Annotated in this window: 28 protein-coding genes; 23 read left to right on the top strand and 5 right to left on the bottom strand. The window is 47.4% G+C overall.

Features of this window, described 5'->3' with window-relative positions; translation table 11 throughout:
- The 4 genes from BLS58_RS17795 to BLS58_RS03305 form a co-directional block, all read left to right on the top strand.
- The coding region (locus BLS58_RS17795; protein ID WP_218126137.1) for a hypothetical protein at positions 1 to 189 on the top strand (189 nt) is incomplete at its 5' end.
- A gap of 363 nt (positions 190 to 552) precedes the next feature.
- Entirely contained in the window at positions 553 to 798 is a 246-nt protein-coding gene (locus tag BLS58_RS18310) for an arginase family protein (RefSeq protein WP_425433660.1), read from the top strand.
- A gap of 19 nt (positions 799 to 817) precedes the next feature.
- Positions 818 to 1,549: an RQC-minor-1 family DNA-binding protein gene (locus BLS58_RS03310; RefSeq protein WP_245723037.1), complete on the top strand. Its 732-nt coding sequence runs from the start codon at positions 818 to 820 to the stop codon at positions 1,547 to 1,549.
- Between the two features lie 293 nt (positions 1,550 to 1,842).
- Positions 1,843 to 2,064 carry a hypothetical protein gene (locus BLS58_RS03305; RefSeq protein ID WP_090396136.1) on the top strand — a complete coding sequence of 74 codons (222 nt, stop codon included), beginning with the start codon at positions 1,843 to 1,845 and terminating at the stop codon, positions 2,062 to 2,064.
- A gap of 245 nt (positions 2,065 to 2,309) precedes the next feature.
- Here the strand turns inward: BLS58_RS03305 and BLS58_RS03300 are convergent, their stop codons facing one another.
- The 3 genes from BLS58_RS03300 to BLS58_RS03290 all read right to left on the bottom strand — a co-directional run bounded on the left by BLS58_RS03300 (position 2,310) and on the right by BLS58_RS03290 (position 5,538).
- Positions 2,310 to 3,617 carry a UDP-glucose dehydrogenase family protein gene (locus tag BLS58_RS03300; RefSeq protein WP_090396135.1) on the bottom strand — a complete coding sequence of 436 codons (1,308 nt, stop codon included), beginning with the start codon at positions 3,615 to 3,617 and terminating at the stop codon, positions 2,310 to 2,312.
- Between the two features lie 76 nt (positions 3,618 to 3,693).
- Positions 3,694 to 4,749: an LCP family protein gene (locus tag BLS58_RS03295; RefSeq protein ID WP_176764579.1), complete on the bottom strand. Its 1,056-nt coding sequence runs from the start codon at positions 4,747 to 4,749 to the stop codon at positions 3,694 to 3,696.
- 156 nt (positions 4,750 to 4,905) lie between these two features.
- Complete coding sequence (locus tag BLS58_RS03290; RefSeq protein WP_090396133.1) at positions 4,906 to 5,538, bottom strand: YigZ family protein; 633 nt, start codon at positions 5,536 to 5,538, stop codon at positions 4,906 to 4,908.
- 239 nt (positions 5,539 to 5,777) lie between these two features.
- Here BLS58_RS03290 and BLS58_RS03285 point away from each other — a divergent pair, with 239 nt between their 5' ends.
- The 11 genes from BLS58_RS03285 to BLS58_RS03235 all read left to right on the top strand — a co-directional run bounded on the left by BLS58_RS03285 (position 5,778) and on the right by BLS58_RS03235 (position 15,572).
- On the top strand, positions 5,778 to 6,914 hold the full coding sequence (locus BLS58_RS03285) for a sensor histidine kinase (RefSeq protein WP_090396132.1): 1,137 nt from the start codon (positions 5,778 to 5,780) through the stop codon (positions 6,912 to 6,914).
- 62 nt (positions 6,915 to 6,976) lie between these two features.
- The gene (locus BLS58_RS03280; RefSeq protein ID WP_090396131.1) at positions 6,977 to 7,684 is read left to right on the top strand and encodes a response regulator; all 708 of its coding nucleotides are present in this window, start codon (positions 6,977 to 6,979) and stop codon (positions 7,682 to 7,684) included.
- An 80-nt stretch (positions 7,685 to 7,764) separates the two neighbouring features.
- The gene (locus BLS58_RS03275) at positions 7,765 to 8,607 is read left to right on the top strand and encodes a DegV family protein (RefSeq protein WP_090396130.1); all 843 of its coding nucleotides are present in this window, start codon (positions 7,765 to 7,767) and stop codon (positions 8,605 to 8,607) included.
- A 143-nt stretch (positions 8,608 to 8,750) separates the two neighbouring features.
- Positions 8,751 to 10,292 (top strand): ATP-dependent helicase ComFA, encoded by a 1,542-nt coding sequence (locus BLS58_RS03270; protein WP_090396129.1) that lies wholly within the window; start codon positions 8,751 to 8,753, stop codon positions 10,290 to 10,292.
- Entirely contained in the window at positions 10,282 to 10,980 is a 699-nt protein-coding gene (locus BLS58_RS03265; RefSeq protein WP_090396128.1) for a ComF family protein, read from the top strand. Before BLS58_RS03270 ends, BLS58_RS03265 begins: the two co-directional genes overlap by 11 nt.
- Before the next feature lie 75 nt (positions 10,981 to 11,055).
- Entirely contained in the window at positions 11,056 to 11,472 is a 417-nt protein-coding gene (locus BLS58_RS03260; RefSeq protein WP_090396127.1) for a hypothetical protein, read from the top strand.
- A complete protein-coding gene (flgM, locus tag BLS58_RS03255; protein WP_090396126.1) occupies positions 11,472 to 11,729 on the top strand; it encodes a flagellar biosynthesis anti-sigma factor FlgM in 258 nt (85 codons plus the stop codon). Before BLS58_RS03260 ends, flgM begins: the two co-directional genes overlap by 1 nt.
- 14 nt (positions 11,730 to 11,743) lie before the next feature.
- Positions 11,744 to 12,247 carry a flagellar protein FlgN gene (locus tag BLS58_RS03250; RefSeq protein WP_176764578.1) on the top strand — a complete coding sequence of 168 codons (504 nt, stop codon included), beginning with the start codon at positions 11,744 to 11,746 and terminating at the stop codon, positions 12,245 to 12,247.
- A 23-nt stretch (positions 12,248 to 12,270) separates the two neighbouring features.
- A complete protein-coding gene (flgK, locus tag BLS58_RS03245) occupies positions 12,271 to 13,746 on the top strand; it encodes a flagellar hook-associated protein FlgK (RefSeq protein ID WP_090396124.1) in 1,476 nt (491 codons plus the stop codon).
- A gap of 18 nt (positions 13,747 to 13,764) precedes the next feature.
- On the top strand, positions 13,765 to 14,643 hold the full coding sequence (gene flgL, locus BLS58_RS03240; protein WP_090396123.1) for a flagellar hook-associated protein FlgL: 879 nt from the start codon (positions 13,765 to 13,767) through the stop codon (positions 14,641 to 14,643).
- A 200-nt stretch (positions 14,644 to 14,843) separates the two neighbouring features.
- The gene (locus BLS58_RS03235) at positions 14,844 to 15,572 is read left to right on the top strand and encodes a response regulator transcription factor (protein ID WP_090396122.1); all 729 of its coding nucleotides are present in this window, start codon (positions 14,844 to 14,846) and stop codon (positions 15,570 to 15,572) included.
- A 1-nt stretch (position 15,573) separates the two neighbouring features.
- Here the strand turns inward: BLS58_RS03235 and BLS58_RS03230 are convergent, their stop codons facing one another.
- Complete coding sequence (locus BLS58_RS03230; RefSeq protein ID WP_090396121.1) at positions 15,574 to 16,029, bottom strand: competence protein ComK; 456 nt, start codon at positions 16,027 to 16,029, stop codon at positions 15,574 to 15,576.
- Between the two features lie 172 nt (positions 16,030 to 16,201).
- Here BLS58_RS03230 and BLS58_RS03225 point away from each other — a divergent pair, with 172 nt between their 5' ends.
- The 6 genes from BLS58_RS03225 (at position 16,202) to BLS58_RS03200 (ending at position 20,113) form a co-directional block, all read left to right on the top strand.
- Positions 16,202 to 16,567, top strand: a complete 366-nt coding sequence (locus BLS58_RS03225) for a hypothetical protein (protein WP_090396120.1) — start codon at positions 16,202 to 16,204, stop codon at positions 16,565 to 16,567.
- Positions 16,568 to 16,588: 21 nt separating this feature from the next.
- Positions 16,589 to 16,927, top strand: coding sequence for a flagellar protein FlaG (locus tag BLS58_RS03220; RefSeq protein ID WP_090396119.1), 339 nt, complete (start codon positions 16,589 to 16,591; stop codon positions 16,925 to 16,927).
- Positions 16,928 to 16,981: 54 nt separating this feature from the next.
- Positions 16,982 to 18,748 (top strand): flagellar filament capping protein FliD, encoded by a 1,767-nt coding sequence (gene fliD / locus BLS58_RS03215; protein WP_090396118.1) that lies wholly within the window; start codon positions 16,982 to 16,984, stop codon positions 18,746 to 18,748.
- 20 nt (positions 18,749 to 18,768) lie between these two features.
- Complete coding sequence (fliS, locus tag BLS58_RS03210) at positions 18,769 to 19,173, top strand: flagellar export chaperone FliS (protein ID WP_090396117.1); 405 nt, start codon at positions 18,769 to 18,771, stop codon at positions 19,171 to 19,173.
- The gene (gene fliT / locus BLS58_RS03205) at positions 19,173 to 19,532 is read left to right on the top strand and encodes a flagellar protein FliT (protein WP_090396116.1); all 360 of its coding nucleotides are present in this window, start codon (positions 19,173 to 19,175) and stop codon (positions 19,530 to 19,532) included. Before fliS ends, fliT begins: the two co-directional genes overlap by 1 nt.
- 206 nt (positions 19,533 to 19,738) lie before the next feature.
- Positions 19,739 to 20,113 carry a DUF8042 domain-containing protein gene (locus BLS58_RS03200; RefSeq protein ID WP_090396115.1) on the top strand — a complete coding sequence of 125 codons (375 nt, stop codon included), beginning with the start codon at positions 19,739 to 19,741 and terminating at the stop codon, positions 20,111 to 20,113.
- Between the two features lie 527 nt (positions 20,114 to 20,640).
- Here the strand turns inward: BLS58_RS03200 and BLS58_RS03195 are convergent.
- Positions 20,641 to 21,546, bottom strand: a complete 906-nt coding sequence (locus BLS58_RS03195) for a DUF6612 family protein (RefSeq protein ID WP_090396114.1) — start codon at positions 21,544 to 21,546, stop codon at positions 20,641 to 20,643.
- 482 nt (positions 21,547 to 22,028) lie between these two features.
- Between BLS58_RS03195 and hpf the strand changes: the two genes are divergently transcribed.
- Together hpf and secA are read left to right on the top strand one after the other, a co-directional pair.
- Complete coding sequence (gene hpf / locus BLS58_RS03190) at positions 22,029 to 22,592, top strand: ribosome hibernation-promoting factor, HPF/YfiA family (RefSeq protein ID WP_090396395.1); 564 nt, start codon at positions 22,029 to 22,031, stop codon at positions 22,590 to 22,592.
- Positions 22,593 to 22,865: 273 nt separating this feature from the next.
- On the top strand, positions 22,866 to 25,391 hold the full coding sequence (gene secA / locus BLS58_RS03185; RefSeq protein ID WP_090396113.1) for a preprotein translocase subunit SecA: 2,526 nt from the start codon (positions 22,866 to 22,868) through the stop codon (positions 25,389 to 25,391).

Raw genomic sequence — 25,391 nt, 5'->3', positions numbered from 1 at the left:
CTCCGAGAGGGACCAGAAGCGTGTTGTTATACCCCAAAAGCAGGGTATCTCGCTCCGAGAGGGACCAAGAATCACGTTGTCATCCCTCGAACGACGGGGATCGAACCAATTCGAGAGGGCGATGTGATCTCCCTCGGGCTCGTCTTAGAAAGGCGATTTTTATTTCCCTTAAAAATCGTTTTACTTTGACTTTACCTTGTGGTAGAAATGGACCGCTGTTTACGTCGTTCATTTATACTATGCTTGGATTTGTTTCTGAAAGGAGACTTCCAATGTCTAATGAATCAAAAACATTACGCATGATTATGCCTCAATGGCAGGGAGCAAATGATCAGACCCATTCCCTGGGATCGGAATTATTGGCATGGTTAGCCCCGGAAAGTGATTAGCCTTTTGTAAGAGTTCCGATAAGTGAAGAAAATGGTATCGTGGGGAGAGGCCATCTCCTCAAACAACTGGAAGCCGCCGATCATATCCAAGCCCATAAACCAGAACGCATTGTCATGTTTGGTGGAGATTGCCTCGTGAAACAAGCACCACTAGCATATATGAATGAACGATACAACGGTGAATTGGGGTTTATTGTGGATAGATGCTCATCCTGATGTGACCACTCCAAACCACTCTCAAGATGCTCATGCCATGGTACTGGCGCATCTCTTAGGCGAAGGAGATCAGGAGTTTGCCAGTCAAGTAAAAACGCCATTCGACCCCAAAAAAGTGATGTTTGCCGGCTTGGAAGCAACAGCCAGCCACGAAACTGAATTTATTGAGAAAATGGGCATTAAAACCACTTAATCGGGGAGGGGCATTCATCGTGAAATTATCTGAATCCGACATACGAACAATCTTGCGGGCAGCGGATGACATTATTGGGCAAGGTGGGCGGTCGCTTCTTGCTAAAATACTAAAGGGTTCGCGTGAGAAAAAGGTGTTACAGTACGAATTGGATCAGTGTCCGGCCTATGGTTGTTTTCATTCGGCTAAACTGCAGGATGTTATCGACAAAATTGATTGGATGATTGACTATGATTTTTTGGATATTGAGTACAGCGGAAAACTGCCGATGGTCGTTTTCACGGAAAGAGGTTGGCAGATTGAATCCGACCAGCGTGCAGATGAATTGTTAAGTGAATGGAATCAATGGGTGGCAGAGGGAAGGCAATCGCCTGACATGGGCTATTTAAAGGATCGCAATCGGCAAATGATATTGTTATTTATTGAAAAAGTTAGAGAAACCCAAGACAGGAAGTATATTTCCTATTTACAGGAATGGGAGAAAATAGACTACAAAAAGGTGAGAGCCGAAATCCGCGCAACCATCAAAGCGTTGGAAGCAAATGATCCCATTAACCAGGAAGTCGTACAAAAAAGAAAAGAGTCTATCAAGGAAGCATTGGAAGGTTCAGCACCTCAAGATCTCCTCTTAAAATGCTGGGAATGCGGTAAGCGCTTCACTTTCACCGTAGGAGAGCAACATTTTTATAAACAAAAAGGCTTCGTCCATCCGAAAAGGTGTGAGGAGTGTCGAGATCGAAGATATGGGTGATCGGAATTATTTCAGTCGTCATCCTGATAACAAGAAAAAAGTAATCCCCTCTCCTGTGAATAGGCAAGCGGGAAGGGGATCACTCTCCTAAACGGCTACCGCAACTTCTATGCGGTGTAGCTCATCGGGACCTCGATATGAACACATCGGGGTTCCTTTTAATAGTGTGCCCGGCATGCGCACATTCTCTAGGTTTAAAGTCCCGAACGGCGAAGGTCGTTGTAGCCGTTAGGCAATGGCAAGGGATCAAGATAATGATTGTGTGATTTCAAGAAGACTCACCTGCTGACTATATGTTTAAGTATCAGGATGTAATACAAACGATTTCAATACCTGGCAAAGGGAGGTTCACGCTTGTTCTTCAAGAAGAAGAGCAATCTATAAGCGAGGATGTAGCTGCCAATCCTGCCCTTGATGAAATGATTACGGAAAGCAAACAACAATATCAACAAGGGTTGGGTTACTCCACGAGAGAACTTTTAGAATCGCTTACTTCCAGAGACTTTATGTCATGACGAATCGTAAACAGTCCCTTGTTTTGGCCGAATGAATGCTCTATATGGACCGATCATCTTGTGGATTTGTCCGAATAGAGACGACTTGTGAATAATTTAGACCAAGGTCATTATTTGGCCAAAAATCCCAAGTGACGTACGAGCTGCAATAGTGAACTTTGTAGGCAGGGTCGAACCCCTGAACGAACAAAAAATAAGCCCCAGAGTCTTCAACTCATAACGGGCTTATTTTTTAGGTTCATAGATTAGCGACGGCCGATGCCGTAATAGTCAAATCCCTGTTCTTTAAGGGCGTCCGCATCCAGGGCATTGCGGCCGTCAATCACAATTTTGCCGGACATGGCCGCAGACAGATCGTTTATGGGGTAGTTTTTGTACTCGTCCCATTCAGTAACCAGGATCAGTGCTTCGGCTTCTGCTAATGCCCCCTCGGCATCTTCGTGCATTGTGACTGCTCTTGGTAATAGCGGGGCGGCGGTGTTTAATGCGATCGGATCATGAGCGTGTACGTCCGCGCCCGCTTTTACGAGCTCATGGATAATATCGACCGAAGGCGCCTCGCGCATATCATCCGTCCCCGGTTTAAATGCCAGGCCGAAAACGGCTACTTTCACGGCTTGCAACCCTTGTGGGTAACGGTCACTTAAAATCTCTACAGGTTTTAATCGTTGTTTCGCGTTGAGCGCTTCCGTCGCATTCAACAACCCGGCTGCATAATCCTTTTGCTGCGCTATCGAGATGAGCGCTTGCACATCTTTCGGAAAGCATGATCCTCCGTATCCCAACCCCGCGTTGAGAAAGTGAGGGCTAATTCTGCGATCGGCGCCGACCCCTCGGGTCACTTCATCAATATCAGCCCCGTAAGCTTCGCAAATATTCGCGATCTCGTTAACAAACGAGATTTTCAACGCTAAAAAGGCGTTTGATGCATATTTAATCATTTCGGCACTACGTGTGGATGTCGTGATAATATTGTCGGTGTCTGCCAGAGACTCATGCAGGTGTACGAGTCGTTCACGTGCCCATGAAACCGTACTGCCGATAACAATACGGTCCGGATGAAACGTATCTTTGACGGCGGAACCTTCCCGTAAGAATTCAGGGACAGAACAGACAGCTACGTTGAGATCTGCATTTTTGGCTGTCATAATCGTTTCGACTTCTTCAGCCGTCCCAATCGGAACGGTTGATTTATTAACAACTACAATTGGTCTATTGGCTGGGAGGGCTTCTCCCAACTCTTGTGCGACAGCATGTACAAAGCGAAGGTCGGCTGAGCCATCCTCCGCTTGAGGCGTGCCGACGGCAATCATTATGACATCGCTATCGGCTGCCGATTCCGCTAACGAGGATGTGAAACGAATGCTCCCGTTCGCGATGTTTTTTTGCAATAAAGGCTCGAGGTTTTCTTCATAGATGGGGCTGCTGCCTTGTTTCAGTTGTTCGACTTTTGCTTCATCCTTATCTACGCATATGACGTCGTTGCCGAGCTCGGCAAAGCTCACGCCTGAGACGAGTCCGACGTAACCCGTGCCTACAATGGTCAATTTCATTCTTTTTTACCTACTTTCTGCCTTTTGTGCATACTTACAGACAAAAACCCGCCTCCGTAAGAAGCAGGTTTTTGTGTTAGTGATTTTCTTCGGAGTTTTCACCGGCATTGATCGATTCAGTTGTGTCGGGGCTGGTATCGTCTTCCAGGTCAAGGTGCTGTTTTAACATGGCCTGTGTGTCCTCGAGGGACGAATCATAGACCCGGTGATAATCGACACCGCTCTCTCTAAAGGATTCACCTTCCAACTGGTGGTAGTTAATGTCGTCGATGGATCCGGCGTAAGAATGGAGGCCCGTAATTTCATTGAAAGAAATGTTCATCCTCATATTCTCCTGGAGACGATCGAAGACTTGGTTGTAATTGCCAATCGAGGAGAGGTTGGTCGCTTCATCGATTAATGAGCCTAAAACTTCTTGCTGCCTTTCCCCGCGCCCCAAGTCTCCATCCGGGTCTTGCATGCGCATGCGCACATAAGCAAGGGCCTCTTCTCCATTTAGTGTTTGCGGTCCTTCGTCAATGGAGATCTCATCCATATTTCCATCGGCATCCTGTTCTGTAAAAGACATCGGAGAATTGACATCTATACCATCGAATATATCTACGGTATCCATAAACGCATCAAAATTCAAGGTCACATAATAGTCGACGGGAACATCCAGCAGGTTTTCAACCGTATTAACCATCATATCCGCGCCTCCGAAGGCGTGGGCATGGTTGATTTTGTCATCGGTTGGATGGCCGGGGATTTCAACGTAAGAATCACGGGGGATGCTTACGACGTTCACTGAGTCTTCTTCTGCGTTGAAAGTAGCCAATAAAATCGCGTCCGCTAATCCGTCTAATTCGCCATCGCGATTATCCGTTCCGAGAAACAAAACGGAAATATGATCGTCAGCCGGATTCACGGCTTGATCACGTCTTTCTGATACTTCACCGCGTTCAAGAGGATCCTGAGTCTCTCCGACGAGACCCCCTGCCTGCGTGAAGAAATAGAATAATAAAGCACCCGCTGAGGCGACGACGAAAAGAACGAGGGCGACCAAGGAAAAGATAATTTTTTTGTTTCGTCTTTTTTTGCGGTGATGTTTAAAAGATCTGGATGATTGCTGTGACGAGTTCTTTTTGGCCATTTTCTTTAACTCCTTCCGGGAGTAGTGCGAGACGTTCTTTATTCCATACTCTCTTATTTTACAGGAATATGGTTTCAAAAGTAAACTATAGATTACAAGGTTTGACAAAAATCGCGAGGAAATCATTATTTCCCGGGAAATTTGTCGAGGAAGAAATCATACTTCCTCTTCAATATATGACGTTCCGGAAGCAGTTATGGTTACACGATTGTGAGAAACATTCACCATCCACGCTTCAAAATCCTCGGTTTCTTCAAGGTTAACGGCGACATGAAAGGTAACTTGCTCACTGTAGTCAATGGATCGGAGAATATAGCCGGATTGCCGCAGTTCATTTTCGATTTTGCCCAGGAGCTCATAAGAGGCGGTTACTTCGTAGTGTCGCACACGGCTTCTCCGGACGATGCCCGTGTGTTGAACGGCTTCCGTGACACTGTTTCCGTAAGCGCGAATCAAACCGCCCGCCCCCAACTTAATGCCCCCAAAATAACGAGTCACAACGACGGCTGTATTTTTTAATTCCTTTTTTAACAAGACGTTCAACATGGGCACTCCGGCTGTTCCGGATGGTTCACCGTCATCGTTTGCTTTTTGATGCTCATTGTTGTCGCCAATGACGTATGCTGAACAGTTATGGTGGGCATTTGGATGTTCTTTTTTTATGTGATCGGTAAAATCTTTGGCCTCGGCTTCATCTACAACCCTTTGCAGGTGGGTTATAAATCTTGATTTATTGATCGTAAGCTCGTGAACACCGGCATCTTTAATCGTGTAGTAGGAATGTAGCATGGAAATCATCTCCTTACTCGCAGATGTAATTGTATTATAATCTGGTTGTAATAGCTGAAATGCTAAAAAAATGGTACTGTCAGATTAAACAGCAAACTTTCTTATAACTATGACATAATATGTGATTTTTTAAACTTTTATTTCAGTAGACGTTTCCATTCAAATAATGTGCTAAAATAATCATATCGAATCAGTACATGTTGTCAAATATTTGATTCGAATAAGGCTGGTGGTACAGCTTGACCAATAATAAACAAACGCTTGATCAGATTATCGAGCAAATGAAGAAAGCCGTTCAGGATAGCAAGGAACAGATTTTTGAAATATGTGAACAAACTAGACAAGAATACGAAAAACTGGAAAACGAACTAAAGGAAACGCGTCACAAAGTATCTGAAATTATTAAACAGACAGATGAAAAAAGGCGGCAGGCCCAATTGGCTCGTAACCGTCTCGCGGCGATGAGCCGGGATTTTAACACATTTTCTAATGATGAAGTTCAAAAGGTATATGAAGATGCGAATGAACAACGCGTCCAACTTGTCATCCTGGAGAATGATGAAAAACAGTTGCGGGAAAAGCGGGATCAGCTTGAACGCCGCCTTTTACATTTAGAGGATACGATTAACCGGGCCGAAACGCTCGTGGGACAAGTCTCGGTGGTGCATAATTTCCTGGATGGAGATTTACAGGAAGTAGGAGATATGGTTGAGGATGCCAGAGAGAAGCAGGCATTCGGGTTAAAAATCATTCAAGCCCAGGAAGAAGAACGCAGGCGTGTGGCCAGGGAGATTCACGATGGACCGGCCCAGTTGCTCGCAAACGTGCTCCTGCGCTCGGAAATTATCGGGCGTGTTTATGATGATCAGGGGGTTGATGCCGCTTTTGCGGAACTCCAGGATGTTCGTAGCGCCATTAAAAGCAGCCTCACCGAAGTCAGGCGTATCATTTATGATCTTCGCCCTATGGCTCTCGACGACCTGGGGTTGATCCCCACTTTAAGGAAATATTTAGATGGCGTGGCCGAGCAACAAAGCGAACCCGAGATACGCTTTGCCCTGCACGGGAATGAATATAGAATGGTAGCCAACCTTGAAGTAGCCTTGTTCAGGCTTGTGCAGGAAGCGGTCCAGAATGCGCTCAAACACGCGGAGGCCGAACAGATTAGCGTAAAAGTAGAAATGCGTTCGACGCAGATCACCCTGATGATTCATGATGACGGGAAAGGGTTTGATACCGACGAAAGTTCAACGTTCGGATTCGGACTTATGGGCATGAAAGAACGGGTGAATATGCTGAACGGCGAACTGAAAATTGAAGCGGCCAAGGCGAAAGGAACTAAAATTTCGATTATCGTGCCTTTAGATGCAGATTAAAAAGTGACTTATCAATGGAAACATGCAAATTATTATAAGCCAATCATGAAAGGATGAACAAAATGGCCGAGCAAGAAAAAATTAAACTTGTACTCATCGATGATCATAAATTGTTCCGCGAAGGTGTAAAACGAATTCTCGATATGGAAAAAGAGTTTGAGGTCGTCGCCGAAGGCGAAGATGGAGATGAGGCAACGCAACTCGTTTCCCAGTATCAGCCGAACGTTGTATTATTGGACATCAATATGCCCGGTGTTAACGGTGTGGAGGCTACCCGTAACCTCGTGACGCAATTTCCTGAAGTCAAAGTTCTGATTCTGTCGATCCATGATGACGAATCGTATGTGACGCACGTATTAAAAACGGGGGCTGCCGGTTATTTGTTGAAGGAAATGGATGCTGATGCACTGATCGAGGCGGTTAAAGTGGTCGGTTCCGGTGGTGCCTATATTCACCCGAAAGTGACGCACAACTTAATTAAGGAATACCGGCGACTCTCCACCGGAGACGAGGACCCCTCCCAGGCCCTGGAACTCGGGTATAAGGAAGTGGAATACCGTAAACCGTTGCATATCCTGACGCGGAGAGAATGCGATGTCTTACAGCTCATGACCGACGGTTACAGCAATCGGATGGTCGGGGAAGATCTATATATCAGTGAAAAGACCGTCAAAAACCACGTCAGCAATATTTTGCAAAAGATGAATGTCAATGACCGCACCCAGGCGGTTGTTGAATCGATAAAAAAAGGCTGGGTGAAAGTCCGTTAGAGTGAAGGATATACCTTATTTTTCCCCGCTGCTGATGTCGTGCTATGATAAGGATATCAGTAATATAATGGGAGGATATCATGTCAAAAATATCAATTGTGACCGATAGTACGGCCTACCTGGACGAGGAGACGCTGAAGAAATACGAGATCACTGATATTCCGCTTAGCGTCGTTTTTGATCAGGAGACGATTCAGGAAACGAAATTGGGCACGGAAGAATTTTATGAAAAAATGCGGGAACATTCGACATTGCCATCGACCTCCCAGCCTCCTCTCGGAGAATTTATCGAGTTGTATGAAAAACTGGGCGAGACATCCGATTCGATTATTTCTTTTCATCTATCGAGCGGGATCAGCGGGACATATGAAACAGCGGTAGCTGCTTCGCGCTCGGTGGAAGACGTTAAGGTGTATCCGTTTGACAGTGAAATCAGTTGTGCCGCCCAAGGCTATTATGCGGTGGAAGCAGCGAAACTTGCGCAAGAGGGTGCGACGGCCGATGAGATATTTGAAAAGTTAAATGCCATTCGCGATAGCTTATCGGCTTACTTTGTCGTTGCCGATTTGAATCATCTCCATCGTGGCGGGCGTTTGAGTGGGGCGCAAAAATTGATTGGGAGCGCCTTGCAAATCAAGCCAATTCTTCATTTCAAGGATAAAGTGATCGTCCCGTTTGAAAAAGTACGTACCGAAAAGAAAGCACTTAATCGGGTGATCGAATTACTTGAAAAGGATGTTGCTGACGGAACCCCGGTGCGGGCAACTGTGATACACGCCAATGTCCCGGATAGAGCAGAAGAAATACGGGCTTCTCTCGCTGAAGAACATGAGAGTCTCGACATCGATCTGGGGGTATTCGGCCCGGTGATCGGCACCCATCTTGGTGAAAAATCCCTCGGTATTACCTGGTACAGGAAATAGCGTAGGCATCGACCGCAGGTGTGAGAAAAGGCCCGCGGAATGGTCGAAGTGAGCGCGGGCATCGGCCAAAAAGACGGCTCCGAAGCCAGAGCTGACCGGCGGCCCAGCTGTGTCCGCTAAAAATACAATCAAGGAGCTGACAAATGAAAGTCGTGATTGCTACTCCCCGTAACGTTCCCTCTCCCCTTATGCTCCCGCTTGCATGTGTGAAAGACCATGATAACGTCCAATCAGATCCGGCCCCGATTTCAACCTTTACAAATCCCCCACCCCCGCCATCACTTCAAGAAACCTCCGAACCTCTTTCCGACCTTCACCTCGAACTGCAGGGATTATTGACCGGACGGGCGTTGCTGCCCGATGAATTTCCTTTTCCTTATACGCAAATCGAATCGTTTATACGCAGCGGTTACGTTTATTTACAAGCAGGGATTAAGCGCGGCAAAAGCAGTCGTCACCAGTGCCAACGGTGCGGGAATACTAAAAAGGATTGGTTTGCCCGTTATGATTGCGCGTGGTGTAATGGCCCCTGTTTGTATTGTCGTCGCTGTGTCATGATGGGGCGCGTGACAACATGCACGCCGCTTTTCAGATGGGGAGGCCCGGTCTTTTCCGCTCAAGAGAGGCGACATGACGTATTAGCCTGGCAAGGAGAACTTTCACCTTTACAACGACGTGCAGCCGACCGAATTACGGAGACCATCATGCAACATAAGGCCGCTAAACTTTTAGTTTGGGCGGTTTGTGGGGCCGGGAAAACCGAAATGTTATTTCCCGGCATTGCCCGTGGGCTGGAGGAAGGCAAACGTGTACTCATAGCGACGCCGAGAACCGACGTCGTCCTTGAGCTTGAGCCACGTTTAAGGCGAGCGTTTCCGACGACGACACTGGCAAGTTTATACGGCGGCAGCCCGGAACGCCTTGCTTACGGTCAACTCGTTGTAGCCACCACGCACCAAACCCGGCGTTTTCAGGATGCTTTTGATGTAGCCATTATCGATGAAGTGGACGCTTTTCCTTATCGCTATGACGAAAGCTTGGCGTATGCCGTCAAAAATGCGACGCGAAAGCAGGCGGTGCTCATTTATTTAACGGCAACACCGGATGAAGGCTTGCGGAAAAAATGTGAAAAAGAAAAGGCAGTAGTGAAAGTGAGTCGTCGATTCCACGGTTACCCCCTGCCCGTTCCGGAATTTCAATGGGCTGGAAACTGGCGAAAAGCGCTCGCGCGTGAGCATTTGAGCCCTGTTTTTTCCGCATGGGTGGATGAACAGCTCACGAGTGGAAGGCAGGCGCTCATTTTTGCCCCGAGTGTTCAGGTGGCCAAGCAGTTGCACCAAATTTTACAGAAAAAAGAAACATCGATCGTGAGTGTACACGCGAGTGACCCCGAGCGAAAAGAAATCGTTAAACGTTTTCGGGATGGAGAGATGCCGCTGCTCATCACAACGACCATTTTGGAGCGAGGGGTCACCATTTATGGGATCGACGTTGTTGTCCTTGGCGCGGAAGATGACGTGTTCGTTGAATCCGCGCTTGTACAAATAGCCGGCAGGGCTGGGCGTAGCGCTGATGATCCCCATGGAACCGTCACTTTTTTCCACTATGGCAAAACGAAAGCCATGAACCGTTGTCGAAAGCAAATTTTAGCGATGAATCGAGGGGAGCATCAAGATGAGGCATGACCGTTGCCTGCAATGTTTGTCTCCCTTGAACACGAATGCCGGTTGGGAAGCGTTGTTCTCATGGAAAAAGCCAATGTTATGCGATGAGTGTCAGGAAAAATTACGACCGTTGACCGCTCCCTGGTGTGTACACTGTAGTCGCCCGCTCCCGGTCACCGAAAGTTGCGGCGATTGTGAGCGTTGGGCCAAAACGAAAAACTGGTCCGGCTTGCTCACGCGCAATGTTTCCCTGTTTTTGTATGATGAACATCTTCAGGAAGTACTCAGCGCCTATAAATATCGCGGGGATGTTGAACTCGCGAAAATGTTCGCGGACTCCTTAAAGCAAACCTATCGAAAGTATTTTAAAAAAAGCATTCCGGTGCCGATTCCGCTTAGTGAAGAGCGCTTGCAGGAACGTGGTTTTAATCAGGCAGCAGCCCTTGCCGAATACCTTCCGGTGGCTTACAAACCTTTACTCATGAGAAGGGTCGATGAAGCGAAACAAAGCAAGCGTTCCCGCCATGGTCGCTTGCGCGGACATGTTCGTCCTTTTGCCGTCCGTGAAGACGTAAAAAGTCTAACCGGTCAACACATATTGCTTATTGACGATATCTACACGACAGGCACCACCTTGCGGAAAGCGGCCATCCCCTTGTTGCATCATGGCGCGGGGCAGGTATCTGCACTTACGGTAGCCCGAAGTTGAGCAAAGCGGATTAAACATTTCCGCAAACTGTCCGATATAATGTAATGAATACAATTTGTTCGTGGAGGCTTATGGATGGCAGAACCAGCAAACTGCTCAGAGTGTGGAGCGTTATATATGAAGACGGTACTTTCCATATGTACGCATTGTCATCAAGCCAGGGAAAGACGATTCCAGACGGTATACCAATTTTTAAAAGCTAATAGAGCCGCGACGATTATGGAAACGGTGATCGATACCGGCGTTTCAGAGGCGGACATTCTCGAATTTATCCGGCAGGGACGGTTGCAACCCACCGATCTCCCCAATTTTCACACGCCTTGTGATTTTTGCGGGCAATCGACTCGTAATGGCCGGCTATGTAGTATTTGTGAAAAACGATTGCAGGAAGAGATTGCCGACGTATACAATACAAAAGAGACATATTCGAATACCGCATATTATAACGACCGCTTTATGCGCGAACAAAAGAATGAGAGGAGGTCATTGTGATGAAGATCCACCCGTCCAACCAGATATTCCAGCCATACAAGCAATCTGCGGAGCAGTTGAAACAGGCACAGAAGCCGAGGGAAGCCAAACAGGATCAAGTCGAGATTTCGCAAACGGCAAAGGAGATGCAGACTGGCCATATAGATGACGCTCGCAAGGCGAAGCTTGACGCCCTTCAGAAGGACATTGATGCCGGCCAGTATAGAGTCGATGAACGCGAGGTCGCCCATCGGTTTTATCAATACTGGAGCGAATAAACGGGGGATGAATGATGAGTGAGATTGCAGGACTGAAAGAAGTGATCGAGCGGCTTCGTCAACATCACGAGTACTTGTTGACGCTTGCCGGACAGAAGATGACAGCCATCGGGAAGGCCGACCGGCAGGCGCTTGAAGAGATCGTCCGTTTCGAACAAGAGGAGAGGCGAGTGCTTCGGCAACTGGAGGCGGAACGTATGAGTATCGTTTCAGCCTTAATCGAACGGTATTGCCCCCACCTGGAACGGAACGCACCGATTGCGGAATGGTTGCCTTACCTCCCGGAACAAGAACGGCGGGATATTGAGGGCGCGAGGGAAAATCTACAAACACGTCTCAATGATTTACGGGCCAAAAATGAACTCAATCAACAATTGCTGGAAGACGGTCTCGTAATCGTGCGGGCAACTTTGGACGCACTTCAACGTGAAGAAGGTTTCATCACGTATACATCGGCGGCCGATGCCAAGGTATCGAATGGATATGAAAGGTATTCCGCCATCGATTCGAGAGCTTAAAAATCCGAAAGGGGCCTTTGAAAATGACCTCTACATTTCACGGTTTACAAACAGCCTATAAAGGGTTGATGGCCCAGCAATCAGCATTAAGAACGACAGGTCATAATATTGCCAATGCCAACACAGAAGGTTATACGCGTCAACGTGTGAATTTTAACGCTTCACAGGCATATCCGGCACCGGGTAAAAATGCCCCCTCCATCCCCGGGCAAGTAGGAACAGGCGTGGAAGCCGAATCGATTCAGCGTATCCGTGAACATTTTCTCGACGCCCAATATCGAGAAGAGAATATGAATGCCGGTTACTGGGATAAAAAGCTTGAAACGTTGGAACGCATGGAAGACATAATGAATGAACAGTCGGAATCGGGACAATTGGCAGAGGTGATGGATGAGCTCTGGGGTTCGTTGCAGGATCTGTCCGCCAATGCTGATGACCCCAGCGCGCGGGAGGTCACCGTGCAGCGTGCAGCAGCGCTTGCCGATACATACAATCACATGATTCATTCGTTGGAAACGGCACAAAGTGGATGGGGCGAGGAGATTGACACGACGGTGGATGTCGTTAATGGCCTGCTTCGGCAAGTTGATGCTTTAAATCAAGATATCGCCGGTATAGAGGCTCGAGGGCAAGTGCCGAATGATCTGTATGACCAGCGTGATCGAATCGTTGACGAATTGTCCGAGTCTGTCAAAATCGAAGTTGTTCAGGAAGACCCGGGCGCGAATGCCCATGCCATAGCAGAAGGGCGAGTAACCATCTACGCGCTTGATGAAGAGGGTAATCGTCTCGGCGGGGAGGACGGCATAGCCATTGTGCAGGGTGGAGACGAAGGGCAAGGGCACCTTGAGCTTTCTGTAGAAAGGGACGATGATGAAGGCCGGGTGACAGAGCTTACTTTTGGAGAAGGCATTGACATCCTGGGAGAACATAGCGGAAAGCTGGGTGCGCTTGTAGATACATATGGCGACGGGGAAGGCAATGGCAGCTACCCGCATGTCCTCAACCGTTTGCAAGCCATGATGGATGGTTTTATGACGGAATTTAATGAGATTCACAACGAGGGTATGGACTTGTATGGCGAATCAGGATTGAATTTCTTTTTGGCGGATGATGAAGGTGAGATGAGCGTGAATCCCGCAATTATGAATGATACGGATTTGATCGCAGCCGCTCAGAGCGAAAACGCCGGCGATGGTTCCAACGCTCTCGATCTTGCTAATGTGAAAGATACCTCAGGTATGGAAGCAGAGTACCAGAGTATCATCGGCGAAATGGCCGTCAATGTAAATGAGGCTCGGCGAATGGATGAAACGTCGGAGATTCGCCGCGATACGATTGAAATGAACCGGCAATCGGTGAGCAGTGTGTCTCTCGATGAGGAAATGACGAATATGATTCAGTTTCAACATGCGTATAATGCCGCTTCCCGGCAAATAACAGTCATTGACGAAATGCTGGATCGGGTTATCAATCAGATGGGCATTGTCGGCCGTTAATAAGAGGAGATGAAAGAAATGCGCGTCACACAATCGATGATTTCCAGCCAAACGTTAACGAACATACAAAACAATTACGGCAAACTCGCCAACCTCCAGGAGCAGCTCTCTACCGGAAAGAAGATCAACCGCCCGTCACAAGATCCGGTGGCGGCAACAAGCGCGATGCAGTATCACACGGAACTTCGTGGCATCGAACAATTTCAGCGAAATACATCAGAAGCGAATGCCTGGCTGGAAAGCACAGATAGCGCTCTGGATACAGTGAACCAGGCGCTGCAGCGCATTCGGGAGATGACGGTTCAAGCCTCCAATGATACGTACGATGAAACCCAGCGGATGAACATGGCCGAGGAAGTCGGTCAACTCATCACCCATATCGAAGACTTGGCGAATACACAAGTGAACAATAAATATATTTTTAATGGGACGGATTCGAGGAATCCGCCGGTAAATTTAGCAGAAGAGACGTTCCCAACGGACACGGATACTGTAACGGTTGAATTGATGGCTGGTGTTGAAGTTCCGATCAATGTGGAGGCCGGGCAAGTGTTTGGTGAAGATATGTTTGCTGATTTGCGGGCACTGGAGAATAAGCTGATGGATCCGGAGACGTCGGATGAAGAACTTGATGCGTTTTTAACTACCATTGACAGCCACGTGGACGAAACATTGCGCACTGAGGCGGAAGTCGGCGCAAGGATGAACCGGGTGGCCATGATCGAAGATCGCCTGGCCGAACAGAACGTTATCGCTACACGGATCATGTCCGACAATGAGGATGCAGACATCGCGGAAGTGATCACGGAGCTCGTTACCCGGGAAAGCGTACATCAAGCCTCGTTTGCATCAGGGGCACGCATTATCCAACCGAGTCTTATCGATTTTTTAAGTTAGCAAGCCGCTATGGTTTGCTTAATTTTCTGGGTATAAGGTCATGTTTTTAATAGTGCTCATTCTGTTTTAATTGATTATAGTCCCTTGCTGATTAGTGCAATCATTGGTAATATTTGTGAATGGAAAGGGGGAGAAACGGCGATAGCTACTTATTAAACAAACGTTTATTTAATTGGTACATATGAAGGAGGAAACCTTTGATGGTGAGCACTACCCGAATGCGTTCGGGAGATAAAATCGTGATGCAGGGGCCAATCTTATGGCTTCAGCTTGGCGAAAACAGAAGGAAAGAATGTTTGCTTACAGCTTTACAGACGAGCGGTTATCAGGCAGAATTCCATGAACATTTACCCCGCGAGCAGCCTGAGAATAGAGAGGAAGTTATTGTATTATCGCTGGATGAAAGTTTCCGTTTGCTGGAAAGCGGGTTTTTGCATGCATTAGCCAATATTTATCGTTTATGTGCAGAGCTTTCTCCGCAGGTTTCCCGCTTGCTTGAGAAAGCGGTTAAATCTGAAGTGGACATTTTCCTTTCAGTCACCCGGTCCTCAGGGCAAATGGTACAACAATTCTCGGCTGCACAGGGGTATAAGACCTATGTGGACCCGCAGATACAAGCGGAGATGGTGGAAGTCGTCCAAACGAAATCCGATGACGATGGAAGGGATCCTTTTATCATTGACGAGGAGGATAAGGAAGCTCTATACCTGGATTACGCGAAAGCGTATGCGCGCTTAACCGCTTCAGAATGCCGGGTGCTCGATGCTATTCTAAAAGGCAAAAGCAATCGCAAAATTGCCGAAGATGATTATTTATCGGTATCAACCGTCAATAATCATGTCAGTCAACTCACGAAAAAACTGGAGGCTAACGACCGCACGCATGCCGTAAAACGAGTCATCGAACTGGAGTGGCTGCGCGGTGGTTAGCTTAACTGGTGAGAAACAGGGACATCACCCAGCCTGTCCGTTGCATTTGTGTCCGCAGCGTGTACAGGCTTTTTTTGACGGGAAGCCATTGTTGGTCGTGAAAATAAATGTTACAGCATTTACGGTTGGTCGCTTCAATTTTATCAATATGATGATAAAAGATCCAGTAACAATCGTAGTCCCGCAGGCCGGCTGTCGGGAAAGCATACCAATTTTCAGACACATTTATGGGGATGGGCAGTTTTTTTGATAGTTTTGTTTTATGCCGCACTGCATCTATTCTCCCCGCGAACGATGCCCCTCCGTCCAGGCACGATTTGCGAATAATTTGCAGTGGGCGTTCCTGACATTGAAAAATCTCCTGTTCCCGTTCATAAATATATGAACCATTTTCCGCAGATAAAATGGCCATCGTTTCTGCATTTACCCGATACGTCGCTCGTATTGTTTGGGTCATATGTCTATTCTCCTTATTTTGGTATTAATACAATTATAATAGATAAAAGGTCACTTTTGAAGCCATTATACCAAAAATATTGAAATAAAAGATAATAGTATCAGTTAAACATTGCCCGCGTCTGACCGATAAAAGAAGTAGGATGACAATATAAACGCGGAGTTGAAAAGCCATGACCAATGGCGGTGTTTTAAGAAGAGTGCTTTGTGCCAGTGATGAATTAATGGACGGGGTGGCGGAAAGTTTGCGTTTACTGGAAACAGGGGACAAGGAGCAAATATTGCAATCTCTCGATCATGCGGTGATATGTTATGAGCAGTTAGAGGGGATCGGGTTGGCAGTAGGAAGCTACCGTGACCAAGGGAACATAAAAGCGCGCTTCACTCGTGTGAAGCGCGGACTCGAAGAAGCAACAGTGGCGGTTAAACTGGAACAGTACCGGCGGGCGCGAGAGATGATGGAACTTATTTTGCTGCCTTCATTACGACGTTTACGTGAACGTCTGGATGCGGTCATTGCTCTCGAGTCGAACGGTTAAAACGAGAGGGAGGGAGTGGGGATGCATTCGAGTCAAATTCCGTCTACAGGAGCGGAAGCCACTTTTCATCTGCAGCGTTTTAAGGCATTGGCAAATGAACACGCGCAATTGCAAGATAAGAAGCGGGATGTGCCTGACCGTGGGCAAATCGATGCTTATGTGGAAGAAATGAACGGTTTGCTCGAAACAACACCGACATCACTGCGGTTTAACATTCACGAAGATTTGGGCCGCATTCACGTTCATGTTATCGACCGCTTCTCCGAGGATGTTTTGCGTGAAGTGCCGCCGGAAAAACTGCTCGACATGACCGCAGCTATTTTGAAACAGGTCGGGCTCATCGTTGATGAACAACTTTAAATAATAAGTAAAAGCAAGCATACACGCACAGGATTTTATAATGGAGGATGTGGCATGAGAATAGCGGGTATGGCTTCAGGCATGGATATCGATCAAATGGTGGCCGATTTGATGCGTGCCGAAAGAGCGCCTCAGGACAAATATGTCCAGGAACAAACCTTTAAAAATTGGCAAGTGGACGCATATCGGGAACTGAATACCAAAGTGAACGCCTTCGAACAATCCGTCTTTGATCGCCTTTTGACGCCCAGTAATTTTCTGTCCCGTACCGGGACATCGTCGAATAGTGACCTCGTTTCTGTGACATCATCTTCCGGTACGGAGAATTTACAATATACCGTTTCCGATGTTGAGCAGTTGGCAAGCGCGGCTGTCACGCGTAGTGATGGAGAAATCGGCGAAGATCATGCGGATTTCGATCCCTCGCGGCCGTTGGGAGAAGCGGAATCATTAAATTGGGAGATAGGAACGGTCCAGACCGAGCTTCTGCGCGGAGACGGGAATGAAACAACCTTTACTTTCGGGGAAGACATAGGGGTAAACAGCGAACACCCCATGATCGTCCGCGTCGATGGCGAGTCCCATAACGTGGTCACTGACGGAGAACCGTTAGAGGGAGAGGTATTGCTCGAGCCTGATGAACAAACGCTGACCTTCGCGGGACCGGTCGCGAACGCCTCTCGCGTCGAGGTGCAATATGTCGATAACGATACCGAAGGACGCTTCATGTTCACCGGTGCCGAGACTTTCGGGGAAGACGGGGGAACCGTTCGCCACGAAGGGTTTATCACAGGAGACGATCATTTGGAAAATGTTCTCAATGAATTTAACAACAGTGCCCTTGGCATTCAAGCTTTTTACGATGAACATGCCGATCAGGTGTCGGTTTCCCGGACGGAAACGGGTGTGTTTAATCCTGATGGCGGCAATGAAATAATTTTCGATGAAGGAAGCTTTTTCACCGAATTTCTTCAGCTGGGCAACGAGGAAGAGCAAGGCGCGCAGAACGCTCAATTTACCGTAAATGGCCTGAAAACCGAACGTCAATCCAATACTTTTTCCCTCGGCCATTTAACGATGACCCTTCATGACGAATTTGCCCAGGATGTTAGCGTATCATCGTCTGTTGACACAGATACCATCGTGGAGAACATCACGGAATTTGTTGAGGAGTATAATGGCCTGTTGGCAGAGGTTCACGGACAACTTGAAGAAACGCGAAACCGTGAGTATCCTCCGCTTACCGATGAGCAGCGCCGCGACATGACAGAGCATGAAATTGGACTTTGGGAGGAACAGGCGCAAAGTGGCTTGTTGAGCCATGATCGTCAATTGGGAAATTTTATGAGTCAGATGCGCTCGAATCTGTATGAAACGGTCAATGTGGAAGGGTCCGATATTCAGCATTTGAGTGATTTAGGGATAACTACGTCGAATGATTACCTGGAGCGGGGCAGGCTGGAAGTGGATGAATCACAATTGCGATCGGTGGTTGAAGAAGACCCCGAAGGTGCGTTTAACTTTTTTTCCCAGACAGGGACAGAAAACGGCATCGCCAGAAATTTGCGCGCGACGGTTAATGACATGGAAGATGAGATTTCCCGGCAAGCGGGAGGCTCTCTTGGGCGTCACCAGAATCACCAGTTTGTGCTGGGCCGCGAGATCGATCAGCTGGATGACAGGATTGAGAATTTTGATCGTCGTCTTGAACAAATCGAAGACCGTTATTGGCGTCAGTTTACGGCGATGGAACAAGCCGTTGCCGAGGCGAACAACCAAAGCCAAATGTTCTATAATTTCATGTTTGGTGATGGACAATGATGCAGCGGGAGAGTGGTTAGATGAACTATGTCGGCAAACAACAGAACGCTTATCAACAAAATGCCTTACAAACAGCTTCACCCGGAGAACTCACCTTAATGCTCTTCAACGGTTGCCTGAAATTCATGCGGGTCTCCGCTAGGGCCATTGAGACGGGTGATCATGAAAAGAAAAATATCAACATCACAAAGGCGCAAATGATCGTCCGTGAGTTGATGGTGACCCTTCGTAGAGAGAATGAAACGACGGAGCAAATGATTCAACTGTACGACTTTGTCCATGATGCGCTTGTGCGGGCAAATATTCACAATGATGCAGGTGCACTGGAAGATGCGGAAACGATCATGACCGAATTTCGTGATACATGGAAAGAAGTCATTCGCATCGATCGTAAAGAAAGGCATACCCCGGGTGTCGGTGGCTGATGGCCGGGCTTGCTGTTCTTTATAAAGTGACAAAGGAATTGTCGGACCACCTGCAGCAACCTCTGCCCCCGGACGAACAAGCCCGGGAGGATTATCTGGACATTATTGATTTTTTACTGGAAAAAAGAGCTCTGTTGTTAGCTACTTTCAAATCGCCTTCCGCTACGGATGAAACTTTGAGCCGAGCCACGGAAATCGCAGGCATGAATGAACAGATCGAAGAAAAATTGCAGAAAGTAAAAGCCCGCATTGGCCGTGATCTGAAACAAGCCCGTAGGCACGTGCGCGTGGAAACTCAATATGCGAGCACTTATGTATTGCCGGCAACAGAAGGTTTTTATGTCGATAAGAAACACTAGAAATGCAACCTGTGGTGGTTGTATTTTTTTAGCAGATAAGAAACAATGTGGCTACGCTGCCCGTAGCCACCATCTACCATGAAAACAACTGATTTAGCGCAAAAAGTATAATCGTGACATTTCGCCAGGCTTGGCGATAAGCCAAGTTTTCTTTAGCAACTAAGACTTTATGATAATCTGGTAGTAGATGAAAGGAGCGATTTGGTTTGGAAGCTTTGACGATAAAACAACAGCACTTTTTACGACAGTATAAGGATTGGCTCGATCAAGTTGTTGAGGCCTTAGCGCTGGTTGTGCAATTTTACCGGGATGGGCATGAAGAACAAGGGGATGGCCTCTTAAGCGAAACGATCGCAGGGTTTGAGCGCTTCGGCGAAGAAAATATGACGATGCGGATTATCTTTGGCCAGGAAGAGGAGCGCGCCCAGGAATGGGAGCAGTTTCAACAGCACATCTATATCGGTCAGGATATTCCCTCTCTCACAGACCCCATCGAAAAAATCGCGTATATAACGAAAGAAACTCTCCCGGCTTTTCAACGGTGGCGGACGATTGTAGAGGCGACGCTTTCGGAGACTTAGCGGGAGCGGCGGGGGTGGATTACACCTATTAGCATGGAAACATCGATAAAGTATGATAATAGTCCCGACGCCATAGTTTGGCATTTTGTTCCGTCAATGGCCTCAAAAACATGGAGAGAATAACGTCGGGTCAAACTAGCGTTTTTCGTCCCTCAGAGAGGGCGCCGTCCTCGATTTGGGGTATGAAAAAGCGCGTCTTGTCCCTCAGGGAGGGCACCGTCTTTGGTTTGGGGTATGAAAAAGCGCGTCTTGTCCCTCAGGGAGGGCACCGTCTTTGGTTTGGGGTATGAAAAAGCGCTATTCGTCCCTCAGAGAGCGCGCCACCCTTGATTTGGGGTATGAAAAAGCGCGTCTTGTCCCTCAGGGAGGGTACAGCCCTTCGCTTGGGGTATGAAAAGGCGTTTTTCGTCCCTCAGAGAGCGCACCACCCTTAATTCGGGGTATGAAACGTGATTTTTGTCCCTCTCAGGCCGATCCACCCTGCCCCGGGGCATGATCCATGCCATATCAGACCTAGACGCATTCCTTCACTCGTTTTCTCCGTCCAACTCCTGTTCAAAATCAACTTCTTCAGCGTTTTCGCGTATGTTTTCGGGGATGGTGATCTCGTCGATGTCGTTGAAAGCGTCGTACGTTGTCGTGATGACTTGTTGTGAAGCGGCGCTTTGTCCTTCTTCTACTGTTACATCCATATCTATCTGGGCATTGAATTCCTGAAAGTAATGCGTTTCCTTATCAATAAGAATCTCATAGTTGATTTCATTGACATCAACCAGGGACATAATGTCCTCGACCACCATACCCATGCCGCCATCAAGGTTGTCGATCATCATCGCGGCCACTTCCAGCAAACCCTCTTCGTCTCCGCTAACCGTGACTGCGTAGTGATCGCCATGGTCTTCGGCGGACATGTTGTCAACATCCACCTGTGCCATCAGCAATTCCAATTGTCGCTCAGGGTTTCGTTGATGCGTATGCAATGTCCTGATATCTGCTTCCACTTCTTCGGGTAATATCATCCATTCATCCAAAAATGCTTCGTAAGTATAAAAACCATCATCGGTAAAATAAACCTCTGTATTCATCGTTTCCGTGCCTTCATCATCGACGACGGCGGCCTCTTCATAATAGGCAAACGGCTCAAGCGTCACTTCTGTATTCGCCTCGGTTTCAGTGGTAAAAGACTCGTCATTAACGTTGACTTCCTGTGCCGTATTCATATCGACCGCGAAGCTGTCAATGTCGCTCATCGCTCCGACGGATTGCTCGAGGATGTTTATGATGTCGTCGCCGTTTTCGGAAGTCTTGTCATGCTGTTCCCCGAACTTATCGTTTTCAGCGGGTATTTTTTCTTCGCTCGAATCATCATCATTATTGCAGGCGGTTAATATTAACGCTATACTCAATGTTAAGAAGCCGATTATATTTTTCATTTGAACAACCGCTTCCTCCTCAGCATCATACGTGTCAACATTGTACCACATTTGCTGTAAGTACAGGAATCACCGTTTCTAACTAAGGGGATTCAAAACGTGGCGATATGGAGAAAGGGGGTGGAACGAAGACTCAATTCGCAGGAATTAATATAAAAAATACGGTGATTCCGGTAAAAGTAGTGAATCATATTTTTCGTTTAATGCCAACTGGCGATTTTTAAGGTATGCACATTGATTTGACAAATTTTGCACATAGAAGGCAATGGAAAGTTGGATGGCGGAAAGATGTTCCCGAGAGAAACAGAGAGATTGATGAAATAAAGTAAAATTCACTTATGTTCCGCTTCTGTTTCGTGCATGGTAAGACGGGGTTATTTTCACGATTAATCGTCCACACATTTTCTACACAATTTTGTCGTTTTAGCAGGAATGAAAAAGAGGAATAGAGAAGTATACATCTGAAAGGAGGAGTTTGGATGATGAATTACAATATCCGTGGAGAAAACATGGAGGTAACACCATCATTACGAGACTATGTGGAGAAAAAGGTGGGCAAGGTGGAGCGGTATTTTGATACTCCTCCGGTCGCTGATGTTCACGTGAAAATGCACGTTCAAAATACTCAACATAGCATTGAGGTTACGATCCCCATGTCTCGACTTCTTCTGCGTGCCGAAGAGGATCACGCGGATATGTATGCCGCCATTGATCTCGTCGTAGAGAAGCTGGAACGACAAATCCGTAAGCATAAAACGAAAGTGAACCGCAAATTCAGGCAAAGCGGCACTAAAGATGTATTTAAAAGTGAAATGGGTGTGACGCAACTGGAGAATGGCTGGTCGGAAGAAGACGATCATACCGGCGTTGAACTTGTGCGCACCAAACGTTTCAACCTTAAGCCGATGGACGCGGAAGAAGCCGTTCTGCAAATGGATATGCTCGGACATTCCTTTTTCGTCTTCTCCAATGCCGTGAATGGAGATACGAATGTGGTTTATCGCAGAAAAGACGGGCGCTACGGCCTGATCGAACCGGAAGCATAAAAAATATACAAAGGTCTTCGAAGAGCTTACCCACTGCTTGCGGTGGGGAGCTTTTTTTTTTGGGGCAGATAAGAAGTATAACTTTCTTATCATGCATAAGTGCAACTAAGGCTTTCGCCAGGCTTGGCGATAAGCCAAGTTTTCTTTAGAGGTTCAGGATTTGTAAGAAGGAAGACAAGTTGATAAAATAAAAACCAAAGTGTATGCAAAGATACTGCTTAACGCGATTAAATGATATAAGTCATTCGTAATTGAGAGGACGATGATAATACAATGATCGGTTTAATAAAAAAGGTCATTGGTGATACCGACCAACGGCAAACGAAAAAAATGCAAAAAACCGTAGATGAAATTGAAGGCTATGCCGATGAGATGAAATTGCTTTCCGACACAGACTTGGCGGGTAAAACCGAAAATTTCAAAGCGCGTTACAATGGCGGCGAAGATCTGGAAAGTCTTCTTCCGGAAGCCTTCGCGGTCGTGCGGGAAGCTTCCACGCGGGTACTCGGCCTCACCCCTTACCAGGTTCAGTTGATGGGGGGTATTGTCCTCCACAACGGTGATACGGCGGAAATGAAGACGGGGGAAGGGAAGACACTCGTGGCGACGATGCCGGTGTATTTGAACGCCTTAACAGGCCGTGGTGTCCATATCGTTACCGTAAATGATTATCTTGCTCGTCGTGACAGTGAAGATATGGGCACTTTGTACCGTTTTCTCGGCCTTACCGTCGGTCTTAACGAGAAAGGCATGTCAAAGGATGAAAAACGGGAAGCCTATGCCTGTGATGTCATGTATGGCACGAACAACGAATTTGGTTTTGACTATTTGCGTGACAACATGGTTCTGTATAAAGAACGAATGGTGCAGCGGCCCCTTCATTATGCCATCGTTGACGAGGTGGACTCCATTCTCATCGACGAAGCGCGAACCCCTCTTATTATTTCCGGATCGGTCGAGCAATCGACGGAGATGTATATGCAGGCAGACGCTTTCGTACGAATGCTAAGAGAAGAAGATGATTACACTTTCGAGGAAAAATCGAAGAATGTCCGTCTGACAGAAGAAGGCGTGAATAAAGCAGAAAACTACTTCAACACGGATAATTTATTCGATCAGGGGAATGTACAGCTCACCCATAATATTAACCAGTCGCTCAAGGCCCATCGCGCCATGAATCGTGACGATGATTATGTGGTGGAAGACGGGGAAGTCGTGATCGTTGACCAGTTCACCGGCCGCCTCATGAAAGGACGTCGCTATGGGGATGGCCTTCACCAGGCGATCGAGGCCAAAGAACAACTCCCGATTCAAAAGGAAAGCATGACGCTCGCCTCGATTACGTTCCAAAATTACTTCCGCATGTATCAAAAACTCGCGGGCATGACCGGGACGGCCAAGACGGAAGAAGAAGAATTTCAAAACATCTACAACATGAATGTGATCGGTATCCCGACGAACGAACCGATTGTCAGGGAAGATCGGTCCGATCTCATTTATAAGACGATGGATGCCAAATTCAAAGCCGTCGCCGATGATATCCAGGAGATTCATCAGCGGGGACAACCGATCCTCGTCGGGACTGCCAGCGTCGATACGTCTGAACATGTGTCCAAATTGTTGAGGAAAAGACGGGTCCCCCATCATGTTCTAAACGCCAAAAACCACGCCAATGAAGCGGAAATTATTAAAGAAGCCGGTCAAAAGAATGGCGTTACGATCGCTACAAATATGGCCGGTCGCGGAACGGATATTAAATTGGGCGAAGGTGTTCCCGACCTCGGCGGTCTTTTTGTCATCGGAACGGAGCGCCATGAAAGCCGCCGGATCGATAACCAGTTACGGGGCCGTTCCGGACGTCAAGGTGACCCGGGTGTTTCCCAGTTTTACCTGTCCATGGAAGATGTGCTCATGCGTCGTTTCGGTTCGGAGAACATGCAAAACATGCTCAATAAATTAGGCATGGAAGAAGATACGCCGCTGGAAAGCCGTATGGTTAGCCGTGCTGTCGAGCAAGCCCAAAAAAGGGTAGAAGGGCATAATTTTGATGCCCGAAAACAAATCCTGCAGTATGACGATGTCATGCGGGAACAGCGGGATATTATTTATGAACAACGGATGGATGTACTGGAATCCGATGATTTACGAGAGAATGTCCTGGAGATGATGGGAAGCGTCATCAAACGTACGGTCGCCCGTTTTACACCCGAAGAAGAAGTTCCGGAAGACTGGGATATCGAAGGCTTGATTTCGGAATTGAACAGGACGGTTCTCTATAACGGAGACGTGACGCAAAATGACCTCTACGGCCTGGAGCCGGATGAAATCGACGAACTGGTTTACGGGAAAATGGAGGCGAATTATAAAGCGAAAGAAGCGGAGATCGGCGAAGAAAGAATGCGCGAGTTCGAAAAAGTCGTTATGCTGCGCGCGGTTGACCGCAAATGGATGAATCACATTGACCAGATGGAACAACTCCGCCAGGGTATTCATTTACGCGCGTATGCCCAAAACGACCCGCTCCGCGAATACCGATTCGAAGGCTATAACATGTTCGAGGACATGGTCGCGAGCATAGAAGAAGAAGTAGCCAGATACGTGATCAAAGCGCGCATTAACAATAACATGCAACGTGAAGCCGTCGCTGATGAAAGCAAGTCAAAAGCTGTACATGGCAATAACGACAAAGAAAAATCGAAAAAACAGCAACCGGCCCGGAAAACCAAAGAGGCCGGAAGAAATGAACCGTGCCCGTGCGGGAGCGGCAAAAAATACAAGCATTGCCATGGGGCAGCATAA

This window comes from Natribacillus halophilus (assembly GCF_900100185.1).
Taxonomy (GTDB): Bacteria; Bacillota; Bacilli; order Bacillales; family Marinococcaceae; genus Natribacillus; species Natribacillus halophilus.
Note: the sequence above shows the minus strand (reverse complement) of the source record. Positions and strands in the feature narration are given on the sequence as shown.